Source organism: Christiangramia oceanisediminis, from assembly GCF_022570735.2.
Classification (GTDB): Bacteria; Bacteroidota; Bacteroidia; order Flavobacteriales; family Flavobacteriaceae; genus Christiangramia; species Christiangramia oceanisediminis.
Genome location: NZ_JANCNS010000002.1, coordinates 153627 through 176635 on the forward strand (window position 1 = coordinate 153627; position 23009 = coordinate 176635).

Here is a 23009-nt window from a genome sequence, read left to right on the forward strand (position 1 = left end):
GTTGTTTCTGGTTTCGTATTTTTACAAAGTAACCAATCATTTATAAGATGACGAAAGATGAGATGCTCGAGCTTTCCAGGAAGGTGTGTAAAAACACTCTTATGGAAACACTGGAAATTGAATTCACCGAAATTGGAGAGGATTATCTAATAGCCAGAATGCCGGTGAATTCTCGGGTGCACCAGCCAGACGGGGTTTTACACGGCGGCGCCAGCGTGGCCCTTGCAGAAAGTGTGGGAAGCCTGGCCAGTTATGCATTCCTGGACAACGAAAAATTTTTTGTGAGAGGGATCGAAATTTCAGCAAATCATCTCAAAGGTATTAAGGAAGGCTGGGTTTTTGCCAAAGCTACCTTCATTCATAAGGGTAGAACCACGCAGCTTTTCGAGATCAGGATCACCGATGAGGCCGCGAACCTGATTTCAATCGTAAAATTAACCACTATCTCACTGCCAAAGGAAAAAAGATGACGCAGGCTTCTGAATTTTATAAAAAAATAAGTGAGCAGCTGAAGGCCGGAAAAGCATTTGTTGCCTATTCAAGGCCGGGGGACCATCTCGTAAATGCCCTTCTTCAAAATGATAAAAGCGTCCATCAATTAATAGATCTGAATGAAAGCGGGTTCATATTCGCACCTTTCAAGGCAGATGGAGCGGCTTATATTATACCTTCAGAAGGATCGGATTTCCTTGAATTCGACAATAAGGATGCAGAAAATATCGATAGTGAGCTTTTCGAATCCCTGTCGCTTACGACCGATTTTGAAATGATGGAAGAAGACCAGAAAGTTCATGAAAAACTGGTGCAGAAAGGCATCGATAGGATCAAAGATGGAGAATTTCAGAAGGTGGTACTGGCAAGATCAGAAAAAGTGCAGGTTCATGACCCGGATCCCCTCAGGATCTTCAAAAAACTGCTGAATAAATATTCCGAAGCTTTTGTTTACTTATGGTTTCATCCTGAAACCGGCACCTGGCTGGGTGCGACTCCTGAAACTTTGCTAAGGTCTGAGCGAAATAAATTCCATACGATGGCACTGGCCGGGACCCAGCTTTACAGAGGTGAAGAAAACGTGGAATGGGGTCAAAAAGAAGCCGAGGAACAGGCTTTTGTAACCGATTATATAGTTGACTCCTTGAAGAACCTGAAAGCTGTAGAAGAACTGGAAGTTTCTGAGCCTTATTCTTCGAGAGCCGGTAGCCTGCTTCATATTCGAACGGATATTTCAGGAAAAATGAATGATCCTGGAGATCTGGAGAAGGTGATCTCGACCTTACATCCAACACCCGCGGTTTGCGGAATGCCCAAACAGGAAGCACTTCAGTTCATCTTAAAAAATGAGGAGCATGACCGGGAATTCTATTCGGGTTACCTGGGAGAATTGAACTTGAAATCGACGACTCACCGAAGCGGGAACAGGAGAAACCAGGAAAACAGGCAATTTTCGGCCATTTCCAAAAAAACCGAACTATTCGTCAACCTGCGTTGTATGAAACTTAAGGAAGGCCAGGCCAGGATTTTTATCGGTGGCGGAATTACCAAAGATTCCAATGCGGCCGATGAATGGATGGAGACCGTGAACAAATCGCAGACCATGAAAGCCGTGCTTGTTAAATAAGCTCAAAAAGCTTCCGGCAAATACGCTGTAAATTGTAATTTTGGGCATCTATGAAATATTCCAAGATTCCTGTCGCTCGTTCTGTGGTGGCTCTTTGCGTCGCCAAGGATATTAAAAATGTGGTGATTTCTCCGGGTTCCCGAAATGCACCGCTCACCATTGGGTTCACTCATCACGATGAGATTAATGCCTATAGCGTTGTTGACGAGAGGTGCGCTGCCTTTTTTGCACTCGGAATGGCCCAGCAGCTTAAAAAGCCCGTAGCTCTTGTTTGTACCTCTGGTTCGGCTTTACTGAATTATTACCCGGCTATTGCCGAAGCTTTTTACAGCGATATTCCGTTGGTGGTGATTTCTGCCGACAGGCCTATCGAACGTATCGACATTGGGGATGGGCAAACCATTCGCCAAAAGAACGTTTTTGAGAATCATATTTTGTATTCTGCTAATTTGTATTCTGAACTGGTTCTGGAAGATAAGGCCATAGACCCAAAACTTCAGCAGAAGCAATTCGAGGCCCAGAAACACAACGAACGCGAGATCAATCTTGCACTCAATAAAGCGATTGAAGGCAGCGGACCGGTACATATAAATGTTCCTTTTTATGAGCCTTTATACGATACGGTAGAGGACATTGAGGTTTCTCCGCTGGAGATCCTGCCGGAATTAAGGGAAAAGCATTATTCTGAAAATCAGTTGAAGGCTTACGCCGAAGTATGGAATAAGGCAAAAAGAAAGATGGTCATCGTTGGAGTTGCCCAGCCCGATGCGGTTGAGCAGCAATTTCTGGATAAGCTGGCCCAGGATCCCGGCACTATTGTTTTTACTGAAACCACCTCCAACATGCACCAGGAGGAATTCTTCACCCGTATCGATACCATCATTGGCCCCATCGAAAAGGATGAGAACAGGGAAGAATTGTTCCAGATGCTGAAGCCGGATATCCTGCTCACATTCGGTGGCATGATAGTTTCCAAAAAGGTCAAGGCATTTCTCAGAAAATATAATCCCGCTCATCATTGGCATGTGGATCCAAAAAAAGCTTACAATACTTTCTTTTGCCTCAACAAACATTTCGAAACCGAAGTGAACGATTTTTTCCGGGCTTTTCTTCCGCTTACTGAAAATTCCGAGGGCGATTACGGCGATTACTGGAAAGAGGTGAGATCCAGGAGGCAGAAGCGACATGAGCAGTATATGGCAGAGATCCCATATTCAGACCTTAAAGCCATGCAGCAGGTGGTTCCCGTGGTGCCTAAACAGGCCATTGTACATTTTGGGAACAGTTCGGTGATCAGGTATGCACAATTATTTCAGTGGCATCCAGAACTTAAGATCTACTGTAACCGCGGAACCAGTGGTATCGATGGCAGTACATCTACTGCAGTGGGTGCGGCGGCTGTTTCCGGCGATCCCGTGTTGATGATCAGCGGTGATCTTAGTTTCTTTTACGACAGCAATGCGCTTTGGAATAATTACATCCCTTCAAATTTCAGGATCATCGTGTTGAATAACAATGGCGGCGGTATTTTCAGAATACTCCCTGGTAACAAGAATTCAGAGAATTTTGATACCTATTTTGAAACCATCCATGATCTGAAAGCAAAACCGCTTTGCGACCTGTATGACTTCGAATACCGAAAGGCGAACAACGAAGTTGAAGTGAAAGAGAATCTCGAAGATTTCTTTGATGCCTCTGAAAAACCCCGACTACTGGAAATTTTTACTCCGCGAAAGATCAACGACGAGGTGTTGCTGGAATACTTTAATTTTATGAAATCTTAAGTTTAGGCTAACATTTGTTCAGAAACATTTTGGCTATATTCTCGATCAACTAAAATTTATTATTATGAGCAAACTTGATGAAAAAGTAGGTAGGTACCTGGACGACTTAAAATCGAAGGTAGGTGAAAGCAATCCAGATGTTGATCTTTTAAGGAAGATAGCACAATCCATGGGCCCCAGTATCTATAATGCCGATGCCGAGACGGTCTCCAGTTCCAGCGAATCTGAGGTCGAAACCGTTAAGAAGAACTTCGTGATGAAGAAGCTTGGAATTACCGATGAAGGCAAGGTGAACGAAGCTGTGAACCAGGTCCTGGAAAAGTATGGTAAATCAAACCGAAATAAGTATCGCGTGGTGATCTACTACCTGCTTACCAAACATTTTGGCAAGGAAAGCCAGTTCAAATAAAAATTTGTATCCATGTATTAAGATCCGTTTAGGGGATATTCCTTTAAACGGATCTTTTTCTATATGATTAAGCCTATCTTTGTGCACTTAATTTTGAAATTATGATTCAGCTAGGGGATTTTCACGAACTCATCATGAAACGCTCAACCGATTTTGGGGTTTACCTCGAAAACCAGGAAGGTGACGAGGTGCTGCTACCTAATAAATACGTTCCCGAAAATTGGAAACCTGAAGAATTGATCAGCGTTTTTGTATATCTCGATCACGAAGAGCGGCCGGTCGCCACTACGCTGGAACCCAAGATCAAGCTGGATGAATTTGGCACTCTCCAATGTGTAGACGTGAATAAATACGGCGCTTTCCTGGACTGGGGGCTCGAAAAACATTTGTTCGTGCCATTTAAGGAGCAGGTAGTTCCTATGCAGAAAGGAGAGGAATATCTGGTTTTCTGTTACCTGGACCTGGAAACCGAAAGACTGGCAGCTTCCTCCAAGGTTCACGCTTTTCTGGATAATTCCACGCTTACCGTAGAACCTTTTGAAGAGATAGAACTCATTATTAGCAACAAAACCGAATTGGGTTACAATGTTATTATCAATGGCCTGCACCTGGGGCTATTATATGAAGATGAGGTCTTCAAATCGATAAAGGAAGGCGATCGGGTAAAGGGATGGGTCAAGAAAATACGAAGCGATAATAAGATTGACGTGGTGCTTCAGCGCCCGGGATACCGTAGTATCGAGCCAAATGCACAGAAGGTACTGGATAGGCTGAAGGATGCCGGAGGATTTCTTGATCTTTCAGATAAGTCTGATCCCCAGGAGATTCAGGACAGGTTACAAATGAGTAAGAAAAGTTTTAAACGTGCAGCCGGGAGTTTATATAAGCAGCGAATGATCGAAATAAAAGAAGACGGGATACATCTGAAGGATCAGTAATCAAACCTGGTGTAATAGCGTTGCTGCATTCCGAAACCCCTGTAGTTATAATTATTAAGGAACGGGTTGGCGTAATAAGGATTGGTTAAAATGTCATTTTGATCTCTTAGTCTGGGCTCCAGGCTAACTTCCATGAATTTCTTATCCTTTTTGGCGTAGGGAAGAGGAGAACCCAGTTCTACTTTTCGCTGAATCTTAGACCGGTTCGTCTGGTCTATGATGGCGACCATATCTATTTGCTGTCCGGGATTATAGTCCTTTAAATGAAGAAAACTGCCATCTGGTAAACTGAACTTTGATTCGGTTTGCCAGGTAAAACCTATTTCTTTCCAGCTGTTCTCGATTCCACGATTTCCGATCTCAAAATCCTCACGATCCCAGTATTCCTGAGCATTTAGGCCTAGGCCAACAAATAAGAGAAAAAATAGAATTTTGAATTTCATGGTTCGATTTTTACTACTTTAATCAAAAATGATGCAAACAGATAACAAAATTAAGGATAAAATTAATTTTATTAAAGACGGTTTTTTAGCTGAAAGGGTTATTTTCGTAACCAACTTTATTCAATACAATTTAATTTTATGAAAAGAACATTATTTTTTCTGTTTATCGCAGTAATATCATTCGGCGCTCAGGCTCAGGAAACCAGTACGAAGGAAGCAAAGGCAATTAAGCTTATCGAAATGACCTCCGGGCAACAATTCGATATTATGACGGAACCTTTGGTGAACATGGTTCCTGAAGCTAACCAGGAGGCTTTTAAAAAAGAATTGAAGGCGAGTACGGGAGAGCTCTATAAAAAGCTGGCAACTGTCTATACCGATAATTTCAGTGAAGAGGAACTGGACCAGATCCTTGCGTTTTATGATACTCCGGTTGGAGAAAAGATGGTAGAGACCACTCCAGAACTTACTAAAAAAGCGATGGAAATAGGTCAGGCATGGGGTCAGGAACTTCAGCCACTTATCATGAAGTACACGAATTAGGAAATTCTATCAGGATTTTAAAAGCCCTCTGCAACCCAGAGGGCTTTTTTTATGACTTTTTATACTGAAACGAAAAGGCTATTTTTACCTTAAAATTTATACCATGTCAAAGATCGAATGGAAGACCGTAAAGGAATTCGAAGATATTACTTATAAAAAGGCCAATGGTGTGGCCAGGATCGCCTTTAACAGGCCAGATGTACGTAACGCTTTCAGGCCAAAGACAACTTCAGAACTGCTGGAAGCATTTCATGATGCCAACGAGGATACCACTATCGGTGCCGTTTTACTGTCTGGAGAAGGACCTTCTTCAAAGGATGGGAAATGGTCTTTCTGCAGCGGAGGTGATCAAAAGGCCAGGGGACACCAGGGCTATGTTGGAGATGATGGTTACCACAGGCTTAATATTCTTGAAGTACAACGTCTCATCCGTTTTATGCCGAAAGCCGTGATTTGCGTGGTGCCCGGATGGGCTGTAGGAGGCGGACACAGTTTACACGTTGTGTGCGACCTCACCCTGGCCAGTAAGGAACACGCTATCTTTAAACAAACCGATGCCGATGTGACCAGCTTTGACGCTGGTTATGGATCAGCTTACCTTGCGAAAATGGTAGGGCAGAAGAAGGCCAGGGAGATCTTCTTTTTAGGTCGTAATTATTCGGCCCAGGAAGCCTATGAAATGGGAATGGTGAACGCGGTGATCCCGCATGATGAACTGGAGGATACTGCTTACGAATGGGCGCAGGAAATCATGGCTAAATCGCCAACTTCTATAAAAATGCTGAAGTTCGCCATGAACATGACCGATGACGGAATGGTAGGCCAGCAGGTTTTTGCAGGCGAAGTGACAAGACTCGCCTATATGACCGATGAAGCTAAGGAGGGAAGAGATGCCTTCCTGGAAAAGCGCAAACCGAATTTCCAAAAGCGCTGGATACCTTAAAAACTCAGTTATTCAGGCCTGATTGACCTTGCCTGGACAATGATAAGATCTGCAATTTCCTGAGGCACCTCTTCCTGTAAGAGGTGCTTTGAGTTTAGGCCATGTATCTTTTTAACATCGGTATGTTTTAAAACCGCATCTCCATATCTTTTTATATCGAGGGCGGGATCTTTCTCACCCCAGATCGCCTGCATGGGATAATCAACATTTTTAAGAGTCTTATCACATAGCTGCTGAAAGGCTTCAGATTGTTCGAAATTTCGCATGATCTTCAGAAAGGCTTTTCCATTATCCTGCCGTTTTAAAAGATCTACGTAGGCCTTGATCTCTTCCGAAGAAATTCCTTCTGAATTCACCACGCCCATTAGGCCAAACATCACCGGCCAGGTAAGATGTGTAATGCATTTTAATTCCAGTTCTCCCAGGACAGGAAATTCGAAAGGCCGCATCACGAACGGTTTGGTGAAATTGGCAATATCTACCATGGTGTTCAAAATAGTAAGAGACTGAACATTCTCCAGGTTATTTGCTGCGAGTGCAAAACCAATAGGTCCACCAATGTCATGTACTACTAAATGAAAATTAGAGATTTTCAATCGTTCTAAAGTCTTTTCCAGAAATAAGGCGAAATTCGAGAACCGATAATCAAAATTCTCCGGTCGGTCTGAAAGGCCCAGGCCGGGAAGGTCGATACATATTCCCCGGAATCCCTTTTCGGCAAGGTCTAGAACTACTTTTCGATAGAGAAAAGAGGAAGTAGGAACGCCGTGTACACAAAGAACGGCCTCTCCTGAACCCTGGTCCATAACAAAGGTTTTGACTCCTTCAATATCCAGATAATATCCAGAAGCTTCGTGTTCTTCTATTACTATTGCAACATTCTTTGCCATCACTATTCTGCCTAAAATACCCAAAATCTCTTCAACTAAAAAAGCCATGCAGTTTTGCATGGCTTTTAGATCTATTTTGAATCGAATTTATCTCAGTTTTGGATATTTCCCAGGATTCGCTTCGTGCATGATGCCATATATCTTCTCGAAGATATCTTCAGCTGAAGGTTTGGAGAAATAATCACCATCGGTACCATAGGCAGGACGATGTTCATTTGCAGTCAAAGTTTGAGGTTTGCTGTCCAGGAATCGGTATGCATTCTGTTCTTCAAGGATCTTTTGCATGATATAAGCAGAAGCCCCTCCAGGTACATCCTCATCGATCACGAGCAGCCTGTTGGTCTTTTCAACGCTTTTTACGATATCGTGGTTGAGATCGAACGGAAGCAATGATTGCACGTCGATCACTTCAGCATCGATATCCAGCTCCTGTAATTCGTTGGCAACTTCTTCTACTATTCGCAAAGTCGAACCATATGAAACAAGGGTAATATCGCTACCTTCTCGAATGGTTTCGGTATAACCAATAGGCGTTTTAAATTCTCCAAGGTTGGTAGGAAGATTTTCCTTTAACCTGTATCCGTTAAGGCATTCTATCACGATCGCCGGGGTGTCAAGTTCAAGTAAATGATTGTAGAATCCAGCCGCCTTGGTCATGTTTCTAGGTACCAAAACATACATTCCTCTAAGCAAATGCAGTAAACCGCCCATTTGCGATCCACTATGCCAGATACCTTCCAGCCTGTGACCCCGGGTTCTAACGATAAGCGGTGCTTTTTGCTTTCCACGGGTTCTATAATGCAAGGTAGCCAGGTCATCGCTCATTCCCTGTAAACAATACATGACGTAATCCAGGTACTGGATCTCGGCGATAGGTCTTAGTCCACGCATGGCCATCCCAATTCCCTGGCCAAGAATGGTGGCTTCACGAATTCCGGTATCAGATACGCGAAATTTGCCGTATTTTTTCTGAAGACCTTCAAGCCCCTGGTTCACATCTCCTATCTCTCCGGAGTCTTCTCCAAAGATCAGGGTTTCGGGCCTGTTGTTGAATATAGTGTCAAAATTATCCCGAAGAATGATCCTGGCATCAACCTCATTAGGTTCTTCAGCATATTCGGGAAGTACCTCGGTTTGGGTATCTTCTTCTATATATAAAGCGGAACTGTAGTCTTTGGTAGTCTCAACTGAATAATTATCCAGCCAGGCGATTAAATTGTCTTTTTGCTCGCCAGTTTCACCTATCAGGTAACGAAGTATCTTCCTGGCTGCTGAAACAAGATCTTTTTTAAGAGGCTCTTTATTTCCGGCAAGCTCATCCTTAATGGAATCGATAAAATTTGAGTTCGCGCTGGAAGCACTAACTTTTTCGATGATCTTAACCAATTCCTTTTTCCTGTCCAGTGTTGGTTGAAGATAAGCGCTCCAGGCTCGTTGCTTTGCAGTTCTTACTTCTTTTTTTATTTGTTTTTCCAGGTCGTCCAGTTGGTCTGAAGTGGCAAAATCATTGGCAATGATCCATTCCCTGAATTTTAGGTTACAATCATGCTCTTTTTCCCATTTAAGGCGATCCTCGCTCTTATACCTTTCATGAGAGCCTGAAGTTGAGTGTCCCTGAGGTTGAGTAAGTTCGATCACGTGGATCAAAACTGGGCAATGTTCCTTGCGGGAGATCTCGCTGGCTTTCTGGTAAACATCGATTAATTTGGGATAATCCCAGCCTTCAACCACGAGGATCTCGTAACCTTTATTTTCTTCATCTCTTTGAAAACCTTTCAGGATTTCTGAAATATTTTCTTTGGTAGTTTGATGTTTTGCATGAACCGAAATTCCGTATTCATCATCCCATACGTTCACGATCATTGGTACCTGCAGCACCCCGGCAGCATTGATGGTTTCCCAGAAATGACCTTCACTGGTACTGGCATTTCCAATAGTTCCCCAGGCAACCTCGTTCCCGTTATCGGTGAATTTTTCGGCATCTATGGACTTTTCGTTACGGTAGATCTTTGAGGCCTGCGCCAGACCTAGTAGTCTTGGCATCTGGCCTGCAGTAGGAGAAATATCTGAACTGGAATTTTTCTTTTCCATCAGGTTTACCCAATCGCCGTTTTCATCAAGGCTATGGGTCATAAAGTGACCACCCATTTGCCTTCCGGCGCTCATGGGTTCATTTTCCATATCGGTATCGGCATAAAGGCCGGCAAAAAATTGCTCAGGGCTTAGTTCATTAATGGCCATCATGAAGGTTTGATCACGGTAGTAACCAGATCTAAAATCTCCATTCTTAAATGCTTTGGCCATGGCTAATTGCGGCACTTCCTTTCCATCTCCAAAAATTCCAAATTTCGCCTTTCCGGTAAGAACTTCCCGCCTTCCCAGTAAACTGCATTCCCTGCTTGTTACAGCGGTTTTGTAGTCTTCAAGGATTTGTGACTTGAATTCGTCAAAAGAAATTGAACTTTCCGTTTGTGTTTCGCTTTGCATGAACATGTATTTGAATGGTAACAAATGTAGCGAAAAGTATGTTTAAATACAATTCAACTTTTTCACGTTAAATTGATAATAATATAATTTTAACCTTTATTTATTATTTATTATTAAATAATACGGTTTGTAATTAATTATTTGTTGAAGATAATGGAATTGCGTTGTGAACTTCGGAAAACAGGCGTCTTTTCTAATACCAGCGTCTGGTAAACAACCTGATTAGAGTGTTGATGTCCAGGGCTACAATGAACCTGATGCGCTGGTCGTAATCCGGTTCGGTTATTTCCCATCCCAGGTTGGAATACACCGGAAAGAACAATTCGAAGTAATCCTGAACCAGGCTAACCCGAATTCCAGAATCGAATAAAAACTCGGCATTATCCCCCTTGTTTTTTACCAGTCCTATGTCACCATAGGCATGTATCCAGTTCCAGATATTGGTACTCGCGTTCATGGAAGTTAACCATTGGTTGGCAAATTCGGGTTGTAATTGCGATTTAAAACCACCTTCTGCCACGATGATCTGCTGGCTGAAAAGTCCGCTTCCCTGGCTACGACCGTAATAATTGTAATCAAAAAGATAATCGGTTGGGCGGTCCAGTGCAAAGCTGAAGTAATCATTGGTCCTCACATCGTTATAAAGGAAAGTACCCGCAAAAAACCTTAAATTCACCTGCCTGTTATTCTTGAAAAGTTTACGGTATTCAGCAGTTACCGCAATTTTACTGAACTTATCTGAAAGCTGGTAATCTACCGAAGCGGTTAAATGCTTTAGAAAATTGGGATTACTATACAGGTAATTTACATTGAATACATTGTATTTTGGATATAATAGCGGCTCTTCGGGATTCTGGTCCCTGCTTACAAGTACATTCCTGATCATTAAACGCTGCCGCTCATTACTTCTTAGATAAGGGTCGCGGAAAAGGAAAAAAAGATAAGGGGTGAATTTCTCATAGAACAGGTTAAATCCATAGGAAAATCGCGTCCCGCCGGCTCCATAAGTGATGGCATAAAGATTTTGATCTTCAAACTGATGCGTATTGGAAAAGGATGCCGAACCTACCACGGTTTTACTATTCAAACCGAATTTGGGTGAGATTGCGTAATTAAAATTTCTCCTCAGGATGGTTTTATTATACAGTTTGGGTCCAAGGGAAATCCCATCATATAGATTATAATCAAATTCCGGCATAAAGAAAACCTGATGATATCTTGGGTCTTCCACATCCTGAAATAACCTGAATTGGAAAGGTTTGTCCAACAGCTTAGTAACAGCTTTGTAATTATTTCGCTGATTGAATTCAGGAATTTCCTGTTCATAGTTCAGCGCTAACCTTTCGATATCTCTTCTCGGGATACTCACGCTTTTGGTATCCCTGATCTTTTCAACCCAGGTCTTGTAGACCACATTACCGTCATTTAGACCGTAAAGGCTTACTGGCATATCATTATCCCGGAGATTTTTGATAGTGACCTTTAAGGAATCCTGTTCCCGATCGAGATCACTGATCATGAAATCTATTTTCTTACTTGTTTTTACATAGTCTTCGAAGAACCAGTCGATATCCTTTTCAGCATTTTTTTGAAGGATCTGGAAGAAATCTTCGTCGGTGACCGGTTCTAACCTGTAATTCGAATAGAATTCTGAAATCGATTCTGCAACCGATTCGTCACCCAGGAATTCTTCGAGGTATTTCAAACCGATACCAGCCTTATAGGCATTGGAAATATTCTTATTGAATTTTACCAGTGAATCCTGCCTGGTGATCAACGGCTGATCTAAATTCATCCTGGCCATGTTCATATACAGGAACTGGTACTGATCATTGAATTCAAGGTCGGCCGCATGAAACCATCGAATCCCGATAATATTGCTGAGGTTCCCTATTAATTTCATTTTAGGATAATAGGTATCTACATAATCTATAAATAGAGAGATCATGATGGCATCTGTTACCCATTTTTCGGTTTGAGGATTAATGAGGATGGTATTTTCCAGGTAATTGTTGGTGAGGGTTTTAAAAACCTTGATGTCGTACTGGAAATTATCAGGGAAGGGCCTTATAAAACTAGGTAATTGATTCAGGCCGTAAATAGGGTTTTTAGCGTAATCCTCCTGGGTTACAAATAGGTTCTGATGCGGATATTCTCCAAGCCTTTCCTGCAGGAAGCCAGTAACACGGTCTATGATCGTGTCTTTTGCTTTAAGTTGAATATCTTCATCTTCGATATTGGTGATCACCTGTAAATCCCCGGAATTTATCGATTCGAAAATATAAGATTTGGTGAGGTACATCTTGCTGTCTAACCGGTTCCTGCCTTCAAAAGTGATCGTTTTAAAACCTGGTTTGGTCTCTGTCCTTACAAGGTTTAATGCCGAAGCAGCATAGAATTCGGTAGGGACATCAATCGATACAAAGATGTTGTAGGGCTTAACATACTGAAGTCCCAGGTCTTTATGACTATAAAGTTTCCATCCATCCTCCAGCGGAGCCGGAACCAGGTACCAGTAGCGCAATTTGTAATTGCCAAACTGGTCTGTACCAAAGCGGGTGAATTTATCATCAGGTATCTTAAGCCTGTAACTTAAATGAAGAGTAACAGAATCGCCAGCAGCGAGGGGTTCTTGAAGTTTGACCCTGATCAGGTCTGGAACTGCTCCCGGCCGGTCCCATTCTAAAGGGAAGTTATTGGCATCCTGAATGGAATCAATAAAAGTATAACCTCTTTCCTGGTCTTTTGCAAAATGAAATCGCCGTGCAAAATCTTCAGCAAACCTTTTCGCCAGGGCCGAAGATTTCGAACTAAAGGCATTGTTCCAGTCATTGAGATAGATACTGGTAAGCTCTCTTTGGCCGGTGTTGATGAATTCAATGCTTTGTTCAATCTCCAGCGTGCGAATACTGTCTATAAGGCGAGCACGCACTTCTATGCTATTCTGTGCAGAAAGCCATCCCGGTAACAGTATGCATAAAAGGAAGAGCCGGAGGTATCTCAACTTTAATAAGAATTTGGTGATAAATAGCAATCAGGCCTAAATATACTCAAAGTTTAATACCTCTGGCGGCATTAACTAGAAATTAGGACTTAGGTTGTATTCATCATAGAATTTATCCAGGATCTCAATGACCTCATCTTCGGTATCAACTACCTGAACCAGATCGATATCTGTCTCGCTAATATTCTGAAAGCTGTCTAAAAGTGTTTTTCTTATCCAGTCTACAAGCCCGCTCCAGAATTCGCTTCCAACCAGGATGATTGGGAACTTATCTATTTTGTTGGTCTGGATAAGAGTGATTGCCTCGAACAATTCATCAAGGGTTCCAAAACCACCCGGCATGACCACAAATCCCTGTGAATATTTTACAAACATCACTTTTCTAACGAAGAAATAGTCGAAATCGAGACTTTTATCGCTATCGATATATGGGTTGTCGTGCTGTTCAAAAGGCAATTCAATATTAAGACCTACAGAAGTTCCGCCGGCAAGATGGGCTCCCTTATTACCAGCTTCCATGATCCCGGGGCCACCTCCAGTTATAACTCCGTAGCCATGATCAACGATCTTCTTGGCAACTTTTTCTGCCAGTTTGTAATACTTCATGTCTGGCTTTGTCCTGGCTGAACCAAATATGGATACGCAAGGGCCAATCTGGCTTAATTTTTCATATCCGTTTACAAATTCACCCATGATCTTGAAGATCGCCCAGGAATCATTGGTCTTGATCTCGTTCCAGTTTCTGTTATGCTTTATCATTTCTTGGTTAGTTTAGTTCCTTTTTCAGGAATTTTGCTGTATAACTTTTTTTATTCTTTATAATTTCTTCAGGAGTACCCTTGGCTACAACCTGGCCTCCGCCTTTTCCGCCTTCATATCCAATATCGATAATATAGTCGGCCATTTTGATCACATCCAGGTTATGTTCAATGATCAGAACCGTATTTCCTTTATTGGTAAGTTTATTGAGAACTTCCATTAGTACCCTGATATCTTCAAAATGAAGTCCGGTGGTTGGCTCGTCTAAAATATAAAATGTATTCCCGGTATCTCTTTTGGACAGTTCGGTCGCCAGCTTGATTCGCTGAGCCTCCCCGCCCGAAAGGGTCGTAGACTGCTGTCCCAGGCTAATATATCCTAAACCAACATCCTGAATGGTCTTCAGTTTTCGATAGATCTTCGGAATGTTTTCGAAAAAAGTCGTGGCCTCATCTATGGTCATTTCAAGCGTGTCTGCTATAGACTTGCCTTTATACCTTATTTCCAGTGTTTCACGGTTGAACCTTTTACCCTGGCAGGTTTCACATTCTACATAAACATCTGGCAGAAAGTTCATCTCAATTACTCGTAGACCACCGCCTTTACAGGTTTCGCATCTTCCGCCTTTCACATTAAAACTGAACCTTCCGGGTTTATATCCCCTAATCTGAGCTTCCGGTGTTTTCGCAAAAAGACTTCTTATTTCTGAAAAAACTCCCGTATAGGTAGCAGGATTGGATCGAGGGGTGCGACCTATAGGTGACTGGTTGATATCGATCACTTTATCGATATGCTCGAGGCCTTTTATACTGGTATAAGGTTTCGGTTTTTTGACTCCATTAAAATAATGAGCGTTCATAATAGGGTAGAGGGTCTCGTTGATCAAGGTAGATTTTCCACTTCCTGATACTCCCGTCACCGCGATCATTTTTCCTAATGGTATGCTGATATTAACCTTTTTAAGATTGTTCCCGGTGGCACCCTTCAATTCGATCTTTTTGCCATTCCCCTTTCTACGTTCATTTGGAACCGGTATTTCCTTTTTACCGTTCAGGTATTGAGCGGTAAGGGTATCGTGTTCCAGGAGTTCAGACGGCGTTCCCTCGCTGATGATCTCACCTCCGTGTTTCCCTGCACGCGGACCTATATCGATCACATGATCGGCACGTTCGATCATATCTTTGTCGTGTTCCACCACGATCACGGTATTACCTATATCCCGCAGGGATTCGAGGGAATTGATCAGTTTTTCATTATCGCGCTGGTGAAGGCCAATACTGGGTTCATCAAGGATGTAAAGTACCCCCACAAGCTGGGAACCAATTTGGGTTGCAAGCCGTATTCTTTGAGCTTCCCCGCCCGATAGTGATTTTGAACTACGGTTAAGGTTAAGATAGGTTAATCCAACGTCTACCAGGAACTGAAGCCGGGCCCTGATCTCTTTTATCACTTCTTCAGCGATCTTTAACTGTTTTTCGCTTAACTGTTTTTCAATATTGGCAAACCAGTCGGTAAGATCGGTAATATCAAGTTGCGCCAGCTCGGCTATATTCTTGTCATGAATTTTAAAATACAGCGCCTCTTTCTTAAGCCTTGAACCTTCGCACTCCGGGCAGATGACCTTATCCATATAGTCTTTGGCCCACCTCCTTAAAGAAGTAGATTCATTGTTTCTATAGGTAGTTTCAATAAAGGTCGAAATCCCTTCGAAATCGATCTTATAATCACGGGTAATTCCCAGTGATTTTGATTCCTTGGAAAATCGTTCCTTTCCGCCATTCAGGATCATATTCATAGCTTCTGAAGGTACCTTTTCAATAGGATCGTTCAGGCTAAAGTCGAAGCGTTCGGCAATAAGTTCCAGCTGAGAGAAGATCCAGTTCTTCTTTTGTGGTCCATGCGGAGCAAGGCCTCCCGCTTTGATCGATTTCTTAGGATCAGGGATGATCTTTTTTTCGTTGACCTGGTAAAGTGTTCCAATCCCGTTACATTTAGGACATGCTCCTTTTGGGGAATTGAAAGAAAAACTATTAGGCTCGGGGTTAGGATAACTTATCCCTGTTGTTGGACACATCAGGTTTCGGCTGAAATATCGAATCTTTCTGCTGTCCTGTTCCAGGATCATCAGGGTATCATCTCCATGATACATGGCCGTTTTAATGCTCTCTTCGAGTCTTTTATCTGAATCTGGTTTTTCTTCAATCTTCAACCGGTCTATCACGATCTCGATATCGTGGGTTTTGTACCGATCGAGTTTCATTCCTTTTTCAATATCCACAACATCTCCATCGGTCCTTACCTTCAAAAAGCCCTGCTTTGCGATTTGTTCAAAAAGTTCGCGGTAATGACCTTTCCTGCTACGAATAACCGGAGCCAGGATGTTCACTTTTTTCCCTTTAAAACTTTTGGATATTAGATCTTTGATCTGGGAGTCGGTATAACTCACCATCTTTTCCCCAGTGTTGTAACTGTAGGCATCTGCCGCCCTGGCAAATAAAAGACGGAGAAAATCATAGATTTCTGTAATGGTTCCTACGGTACTTCGTGGATTCTTACTGGTGGTTTTCTGCTCGATCGCAATTACCGGTGAAAGTCCATCGATTTTATCTACATCTGGTCTTTCCAGGCTGCCAAGAAACTGCCTGGCATATGCCGAAAATGTTTCGATATAACGTCTCTGGCCTTCAGCATATATAGTGTCAAACGCCAGTGATGATTTTCCAGATCCTGAAAGACCGGTTATAACCACCAGTTTTTCTCTCGGGATCTGAACGTCTATATTTTTAAGATTGTGGACTCGTGCTCCTAAAACCTCAATTCTGTCTTCAGTCTCTATCATAGAATTTTTCAAGATGGCAAAGTTACTTATTGTATTAATATTTAAAAAGCAATTGAGAAGTGGCTGATGTTAAGATAGATGTAATGTTTTCAAAATGGCGATTGCCATTAAGTTGTGAATATTTTAGGAAATGGTTTAAAGTATATGTTAAGTAACCCCGTATGAATCTTAAAATGGTTTTTTTGTCCAGTGTTTAGTGTGTTCATTGTCAGTATAATATTACCTGTAATTTTACGTGAACTACATGGAATCACCTATATTTGAAATGCACCTAACTACCTATTTAAATCACATTTTCTCGTTCCATTAGACTTCGGTAACCTTCCTTGTGCATGCCCCAATTCGACTTTACATTAATAATTTTTAAACGCAGGCGTGGTGATGGAAAAAAAACAACTATTGATCGTAAGTAAAAATGAGGAGTTAATTCATAAAGTAGGGGTCTATGTAAGTCTAAATTATGAAGTAACTGTTGAAAAGTCGATTCATGTAGCCTATAATCTAGCTTTAACCTTATTACCCGATACTATTTTATTCGATAAAAACTCCTTTGAAAAAGCTTCAGACTTTAAAGCAATCAAAACTTTCAAATCTACCCACTTTTTAAATAAGACTTATTTGATCGTTTATGGCAAACAGGAAGAATTCAAGGCCTTGAAGAACCGGTATAAATCGGTTATTGACGAATATATTTCAGACAAAAACGATTTTGAAAAGGTGGGTGATATTGTTCAGAAGGCCGGTCATGCACTGAAAATAAATTACTGGTACGAGTGCTTCATGGGATTGTTCAATCTAATGGCTAAGCCTATAGTGCTGCTTCAACAGAACAATATTATTGCAATGAATGATGCTTTTAAAAAGACCTTCAGGGTAGACAGTACAGAAGGGCTTAAGCTTACAGATTTTGTTAATGTTGAAAACAAAGCAAAGGTCAAGACCAGCCTTCGTAATTTTTCTCGTGGTAAGCATATGAAAGCCGTCACTACCACTTCTTTAGTGGTACATTCTGATAAACTTAGAAATGCCAGAATTAGTTTCTCCAAACTTTGCAGAAATATCAACGACCAGTTTATTATGATCATCGATTTTTCTGGAGATACTTATACCATTGATCAGCGTATTGGAAGCCATTCTAACCAGGTTGAAGAGTGTTTTAAGGAGAATAGCGAATTAGCCGAGTTTAGCTTTACCAAGCGTGAAAAGGAGATCATAGGATTATTATGTAAGGGATATAAGACCAAGGAGATCTCAGACGCTCTATTTATTTCACCAAAGACCATCGAAAAACATCGCTCTAATATCATCAAAAGAACGAATTCGGAGACGATCCTGGAAAGTGTGATCTTTGCCATAAATCACAATCTTGTAGATTCTCCGTTTTCATAAATTACTGTTAATTAAGGGGTAATAATCAATTATAGGGGTTTTCCCCCATAATCATCACTCGAACTCTTTCATACATTTACGTTGAGTTAACGAAAAAATGTCACCCCTTCATTCTTCGGTTTAACCAGCCCCTACAACCCCCCAAATCTCAAAATTTTTTGAAGTGAATTAAATGCAACTCCTGTTCAGGAGGTATTGTTTATGATATTTATTAACCATTCTAAATATTTAAAAACCAAAAACCAATGTATATGAAAAAGTAAAGTCACTCCCACCTACTTAGATAATCGATCCAAATCGTTTTTGATCTGTTACCAATCCTTGTTGACTATTATTTCAGCCAGGACTGTTTATAATTATTAACCATTCTAAATTATTATTAACCAAAGCTTTGTGATTATGAAAAAAATTAACCACTATCTGGCTTTTTGTGCAGTATTTGCACTTTTAATCGCTGGATGTTCTAAAGATGACCCGGGTACTTCTGAAGACCCAATTTCATCAGACACTGCAGTTCTACAATTGGGACCTGTGTTAAATGACATGCAAACCCGCCAGGAGCAGGAAATTCCCGATTGTTCAGAGGAAGAACCAGCCTTCGCGCAGGTAGTTCTTGAATATGGTGATGGTCCTACTCTTGTGGAAACCGTAATTCCAATTGGAGAGGATGATCAGGGCCTTTTTACACTTTATAGTCCAGATCTGGAAATTCCAATCCCTTCAGGAGAAACCAGCGTTTCAGTAACCTTACTTGAATTTGTCGTATGGACCGATGATGGGACCGGAAACCCTGGAGATGTGATCTGGGTGGCGCCAATCGAAGGCAGTGAATTTGCAGATTTTGTTGATCAGCCGGTTGGCGAAAACTTCATTTTCGATCTTCGTGCTGGTTCAAAGAATTATGTAAATGTAGATGTTATTTGTTATGACGATCGTAATGTGAATCTTTATGGATATCAATTCTTTACCATTACACCTGTACCACTTATTGAGTTTTGCTTTTTTGGTAACTACTGTACTCCAGAAGGTAGGCATTATGTTGCTTCTTACAGTATAAGTGTATGGTATAGTGAAGATGGCCAGAAAGGTGAACTTATCTATGATGGGTTAGAAAACAATGTGGTTGGAGAAGGCAATGACGCCTATGCCGATCCATTATGTTTCTTCCTGCCAGACAGGTTAGATATTGATGACACTGAAGAGGAATATTATATCGAAATAAGACTTTTACCAGATACTCCTGGATATAATGGAGCTGGGGAACTTGTTGGTGAAGGACCAATTTCGGTAGATGAAATCAAAGCTTTCTTCGGACCTGAAGGAACACTAGATTACTACCACTTCCAGTATGGATGTGAAGACGGAGTTCCTCCACCATTTGGAAGACCTGAGGCAATGAGGTATAAAGCCTGTCTTAAATATATAGACAGTGCTGATGAAACCGCAGGATATGCCTATATCTCCGTTGAGGGTACCGTGGCTATCGCTGTTGTACAGGCCTTCGGATTGAAACCAGGCGTGATGCATCCGCAGCATATTCATACAAATGCATCCTGTGATAATCCTGGAGGGGTAGAAGTACCACTTGATTATAACGAAGGTGGATTCCCAGTTCCTGAAATTGGAGACCTTGGTATTTCATTTATGAATTATGCCGAAGCAATTCCCGGCTTCTTTCTTCAGAACGTTGAAGATCGAACCGTGGTGGTCCATGGTAAGGATGTAAATGGCGAATACAGCCCATCAACTCCTGTGTTGTGCGGTGAGTTAGAAGAATATTAACCAATCAAAAAAATCCCAAATCCTGTTTCAGGGTTTGGGATCTTAATTTATAAAACAACTTAATTATGAGAAATTTCAAATATTATATGGCATTTTTCGCCTTAACCTTCCTTTTCTTCACTTCGTGTAGCGAAGAAGAACCGGTAGAACAGGGAGTAATTGGCGATAATGTAGCCAGCCTTTATCTTGGGCCGGTTTTAAACCAGTTTAACGAGGAAGGAAGGCAGCAAGTCCCAGAATGTTCTGAGGAAGCTCCTGCTTTTGCTCAAATTAGATTAGAATATGGAGATGGCCCAACTGTGGTTGAAACGGTAGTGCCAATTGGTTTAGATGATGACGGGCTGTTCACCTTATACAGCGATGATCTTGAAATCCCTATTCCTGCAGGCGAAACCACAGTAGATGTTAGCTTAACAGACTTTGTAGTCTGGACTGATAACGGAATGGGGGAGCCAGGCGATGTGATCTGGGTTGCGCCAAAAGACGGTAGTGAATACGCTCAATTTGTCGATGACCCATTGGATATCGAATGGACCTTAAGAGCAGGTTCTAAGAATTACCAGGATGTTGAAGTCATCTGTTTTGATGATCGTGATGTAAATCTTTATGGTTATCAATTCTTTGATATCAACCCAATTCCACTTTCCAAACTTTGTTTCTTTGCCAACTACTGTATTACCCCTGGCGGGCGTGACAGAGTTGCCAATTATAGCCTGGATTTATATTCTTATTCAGGTTCAGAACCAGAAGCAAACCCTATAAGTAATTCAGGTCTTTATAGTGAATTGTATTCAGATAGAATGCCAGCAACTGGTCAGGACGGAAATACATTCTATGCAGATCCATTATGTGTTGCTATTCCAAGGGGAGATGATGAAAATGGAGATGTTCCTTACTTATACTACGAAGTAACTCTTGAGGACTGGGACGGATATTATGGCGAAGCGCCTGATTACGAGCTTTCTGGTTATTTAACCTGGAATCAGGTTAAAATGTATCTGGAACAGGATGGTGATGATTCTACAGTAGACTATATCCACCTTTTCTTCAATTGTGAAGAATGTCCTGAAGGAGATGGAACAGACGGAGATGGTGATGGAGTTGAAGACGCCTGTGATAATTGCCCGGAAGATGCCAACGCAGATCAAATGGATAGTGATGGCGATGGAGTAGGCGATGCATGTGACCAGTGTCCTCAAGAACCAGGTTCTGAAGGCTCATTTGGTTGTCCAGATGATCCATGCCTTGAAGGAGATGATTCTGATGGAGATGGAATTAATGATGTGTGCGATAACTGTCCAGACACTCCAAATGAAGATCAGGCTGACGGAGATGGAGACGGCATAGGCGATGAATGTGATAATTGTCCAGAAGATGCCAATGAAGATCAATTGGATAGTGATGGTGATGGAATCGGTGATGCCTGTGACCAGTGTCCACAAGAACCAGGTTCTGAAGGCTCATTTGGATGTCCTGATGATCCTTGTTTAGAAGGAGAGGATTCTGATGGAGACGGAATAAATGACGTTTGTGATAATTGTCCAGATATTCCAAATGAATCGCAAACCGATACTGACGGTGACGGAGTAGGAGACGAATGTGACGTTTGTGAAGGCTATGATGATTCAATTGACTCTGACGGAGATGGAATACCTGATGGTTGTGATGATGATGAACCAGGGGAAGATTGTGAAACTGCCTTTATGTTTGGTGATATTCAGTTTAACGAACTGGATAATGCTCCTGGCAGATGGGGTTGGGTTGCTGATGGAACTGGAACTTATACCATTTACGCAGCAGCAGGCAATAACTATAAAACCGACATGCCAGTAGGTTCCGCAACAGTATCTGTAGATGGAGACGACATCCTCGTAGATATTTCATGGGCAGATGGATATGAGTTTACCGAGGTTCATATAGATGTATTCACTAGCGAGCCAACCGGTTCACAGGTTCAGGCTCCTGGCCAATACACGTATGGATATGAAGAAGGAGACCAGTTAAGCGGACTTTATACCCTTGATAATCCAGGCGAACCATTCTGGATCGTAGTACATGCTGTGGCATGTGGAGAAGATGATTAATAAAAAATCCAGCCGGGACTTATCCCGGCAGGATAAAATAAATTTTAACCATTCTAAATATTAACTAAAATTTGAATTATGAAAACAATTAAATTCTACATGGCGATGCTCGCCGTATTCTCATTGGTCCTTACTTCCTGTAGTAAAGATGAAGTAGCTGGAACCAATCCAGATGTTGTTGATAATGTTGCCAGTCTAACTTTAGGACCTGTTTTAAGTGATATGGGTAGGCAGGAAATGACACCTCAATGTTCTGATGAAACACCCGCATTTGCACAGATCCGCCTGGAATATGGAGATGGGCCAACTGTGGTAGAAACTATAGTTCCAATAGGAATAGATGAAGATGGGTTATTTACCTTATATAGCGATGACCTTGAAATACCTATTCCATCTGGTGAAACAACTGTGGATGTTACCTTAACTGATTTCGTTGTATGGTCTGATGACGGCTTCGGAAACCCAGGCATGGTAATCTGGATCGCTCCCAAGGATGGAAGCGATTACGCACAGTTTGTTGATGATCCTCTAAATAATATGTGGACCTTAAGAGCTGGCTCTAAAAATTATGAGGAAGTTGAAGTGATCTGTTTTGATGATAGAGAGGTTAACCTGTATGGATATCAATTCTTTGATATCACACCTAAGCCACTTTACGAGTTCTGTATTTTCGCAAACTATTGTAGCGATGAAGGTAGACACTATACCGCCAATTACGAGTTTGCATTATACTACTATGATGGAAATCGAGAAGACGGAAAAGGAGAAATGATCTATGAAGGATTAACTCCAATGACCGGTGATGATAATGGAACTTTTTGGGCAGATCCGCTATGTGTAGCTATTCCTGGATATGATGGAGACGATTCATCCCTTCCATATCTAGTATTTGAAGCCACTTTAACAGACTGGCCTGGCTATTACGGAGATGCAGGGGGAAGTGAGCCATTTATTAGAACTCAGGTTTCCTGGGATGTTGTAGAATCCTTATTGAACAGGGATGGTGATGATGAAACTGTTAACTACTGGCATATTTTCTTCAATTGTGATGAAGAAGATGGTCCAAGTGGGAATGCAGCTACCACTCCAATATAAGT

17 protein-coding genes are annotated in these 23009 nt (G+C 41.7%); 11 read left to right on the forward strand and 6 right to left on the reverse strand.

Annotated elements, in window-relative coordinates; genetic code table 11:
* The first annotated feature begins 47 nt into the window (after positions 1-47).
* The 5 genes from MKO06_RS08000 (at position 48) to MKO06_RS08020 (ending at position 4749) form a co-directional block, all read left to right on the forward strand.
* Positions 48-470, forward strand: a complete 423-nt coding sequence (locus MKO06_RS08000) for a PaaI family thioesterase (protein ID WP_241551655.1) — start codon at positions 48-50, stop codon at positions 468-470.
* The gene (locus MKO06_RS08005) at positions 467-1618 is read left to right on the forward strand and encodes a chorismate-binding protein (protein WP_241551656.1); all 1152 of its coding nucleotides are present in this window, start codon (positions 467-469) and stop codon (positions 1616-1618) included. The genes MKO06_RS08000 and MKO06_RS08005 overlap by 4 nt, the downstream gene beginning before the upstream one ends.
* A gap of 50 nt (positions 1619-1668) precedes the next feature.
* Positions 1669-3402 carry a 2-succinyl-5-enolpyruvyl-6-hydroxy-3-cyclohexene-1-carboxylic-acid synthase gene (gene menD / locus MKO06_RS08010; RefSeq protein WP_241551657.1) on the forward strand — a complete coding sequence of 578 codons (1734 nt, stop codon included), beginning with the start codon at positions 1669-1671 and terminating at the stop codon, positions 3400-3402.
* 64 nt (positions 3403-3466) lie between these two features.
* Complete coding sequence (locus MKO06_RS08015; RefSeq protein WP_241551658.1) at positions 3467-3811, forward strand: DUF2853 family protein; 345 nt, start codon at positions 3467-3469, stop codon at positions 3809-3811.
* Positions 3812-3912: 101 nt separating this feature from the next.
* Positions 3913-4749 (forward strand): CvfB family protein, encoded by an 837-nt coding sequence (locus MKO06_RS08020; RefSeq protein WP_241551659.1) that lies wholly within the window; start codon positions 3913-3915, stop codon positions 4747-4749.
* On the opposite strand, the gene MKO06_RS08025 is transcribed toward MKO06_RS08020, so the two are convergent.
* Positions 4743-5192, reverse strand: coding sequence for a hypothetical protein (locus tag MKO06_RS08025; RefSeq protein WP_241551660.1), 450 nt, complete (start codon positions 5190-5192; stop codon positions 4743-4745). The genes MKO06_RS08020 and MKO06_RS08025 overlap by 7 nt on opposite strands.
* Before the next feature lie 138 nt (positions 5193-5330).
* Here MKO06_RS08025 and MKO06_RS08030 point away from each other — a divergent pair, with 138 nt between their 5' ends.
* A complete protein-coding gene (locus MKO06_RS08030) occupies positions 5331-5735 on the forward strand; it encodes a DUF2059 domain-containing protein (protein WP_241551661.1) in 405 nt (134 codons plus the stop codon).
* Positions 5736-5838: 103 nt separating this feature from the next.
* Complete coding sequence (locus MKO06_RS08035) at positions 5839-6678, forward strand: 1,4-dihydroxy-2-naphthoyl-CoA synthase (RefSeq protein ID WP_241551662.1); 840 nt, start codon at positions 5839-5841, stop codon at positions 6676-6678.
* An 8-nt stretch (positions 6679-6686) separates the two neighbouring features.
* Here the strand turns inward: MKO06_RS08035 and MKO06_RS08040 are convergent, their stop codons facing one another.
* The 5 genes from MKO06_RS08040 to uvrA form a co-directional block, all read right to left on the reverse strand.
* Entirely contained in the window at positions 6687-7616 is a 930-nt protein-coding gene (locus tag MKO06_RS08040; RefSeq protein WP_241551663.1) for an alpha/beta fold hydrolase, read from the reverse strand.
* A gap of 39 nt (positions 7617-7655) precedes the next feature.
* Positions 7656-10055 carry an alpha-ketoacid dehydrogenase subunit alpha/beta gene (locus MKO06_RS08045; protein WP_241551664.1) on the reverse strand — a complete coding sequence of 800 codons (2400 nt, stop codon included), beginning with the start codon at positions 10053-10055 and terminating at the stop codon, positions 7656-7658.
* A 193-nt stretch (positions 10056-10248) separates the two neighbouring features.
* The gene (locus MKO06_RS08050; RefSeq protein WP_241551665.1) at positions 10249-13059 is read right to left on the reverse strand and encodes a gluzincin family metallopeptidase; all 2811 of its coding nucleotides are present in this window, start codon (positions 13057-13059) and stop codon (positions 10249-10251) included.
* Between the two features lie 75 nt (positions 13060-13134).
* On the reverse strand, positions 13135-13818 hold the full coding sequence (locus tag MKO06_RS08055; RefSeq protein ID WP_241551666.1) for an LOG family protein: 684 nt from the start codon (positions 13816-13818) through the stop codon (positions 13135-13137).
* A gap of 7 nt (positions 13819-13825) precedes the next feature.
* Entirely contained in the window at positions 13826-16657 is a 2832-nt protein-coding gene (gene uvrA, locus MKO06_RS08060) for an excinuclease ABC subunit UvrA (RefSeq protein WP_241551667.1), read from the reverse strand.
* A 381-nt stretch (positions 16658-17038) separates the two neighbouring features.
* On the opposite strand from uvrA, the gene MKO06_RS08065 reads away from it, so the two are divergent.
* The 4 genes from MKO06_RS08065 (at position 17039) to MKO06_RS08080 (ending at position 23007) form a co-directional block, all read left to right on the forward strand.
* Positions 17039-18046, forward strand: coding sequence for a response regulator transcription factor (locus MKO06_RS08065; protein ID WP_241551668.1), 1008 nt, complete (start codon positions 17039-17041; stop codon positions 18044-18046).
* A 399-nt stretch (positions 18047-18445) separates the two neighbouring features.
* Positions 18446-19828 carry a superoxide dismutase family protein gene (locus tag MKO06_RS08070; protein WP_241551669.1) on the forward strand — a complete coding sequence of 461 codons (1383 nt, stop codon included), beginning with the start codon at positions 18446-18448 and terminating at the stop codon, positions 19826-19828.
* 65 nt (positions 19829-19893) lie between these two features.
* Entirely contained in the window at positions 19894-21912 is a 2019-nt protein-coding gene (locus tag MKO06_RS08075) for a thrombospondin type 3 repeat-containing protein (protein WP_241551670.1), read from the forward strand.
* Positions 21913-21990: 78 nt separating this feature from the next.
* Complete coding sequence (locus MKO06_RS08080) at positions 21991-23007, forward strand: hypothetical protein (RefSeq protein ID WP_241551671.1); 1017 nt, start codon at positions 21991-21993, stop codon at positions 23005-23007.
* Positions 23008-23009 lie beyond the last annotated feature (2 nt).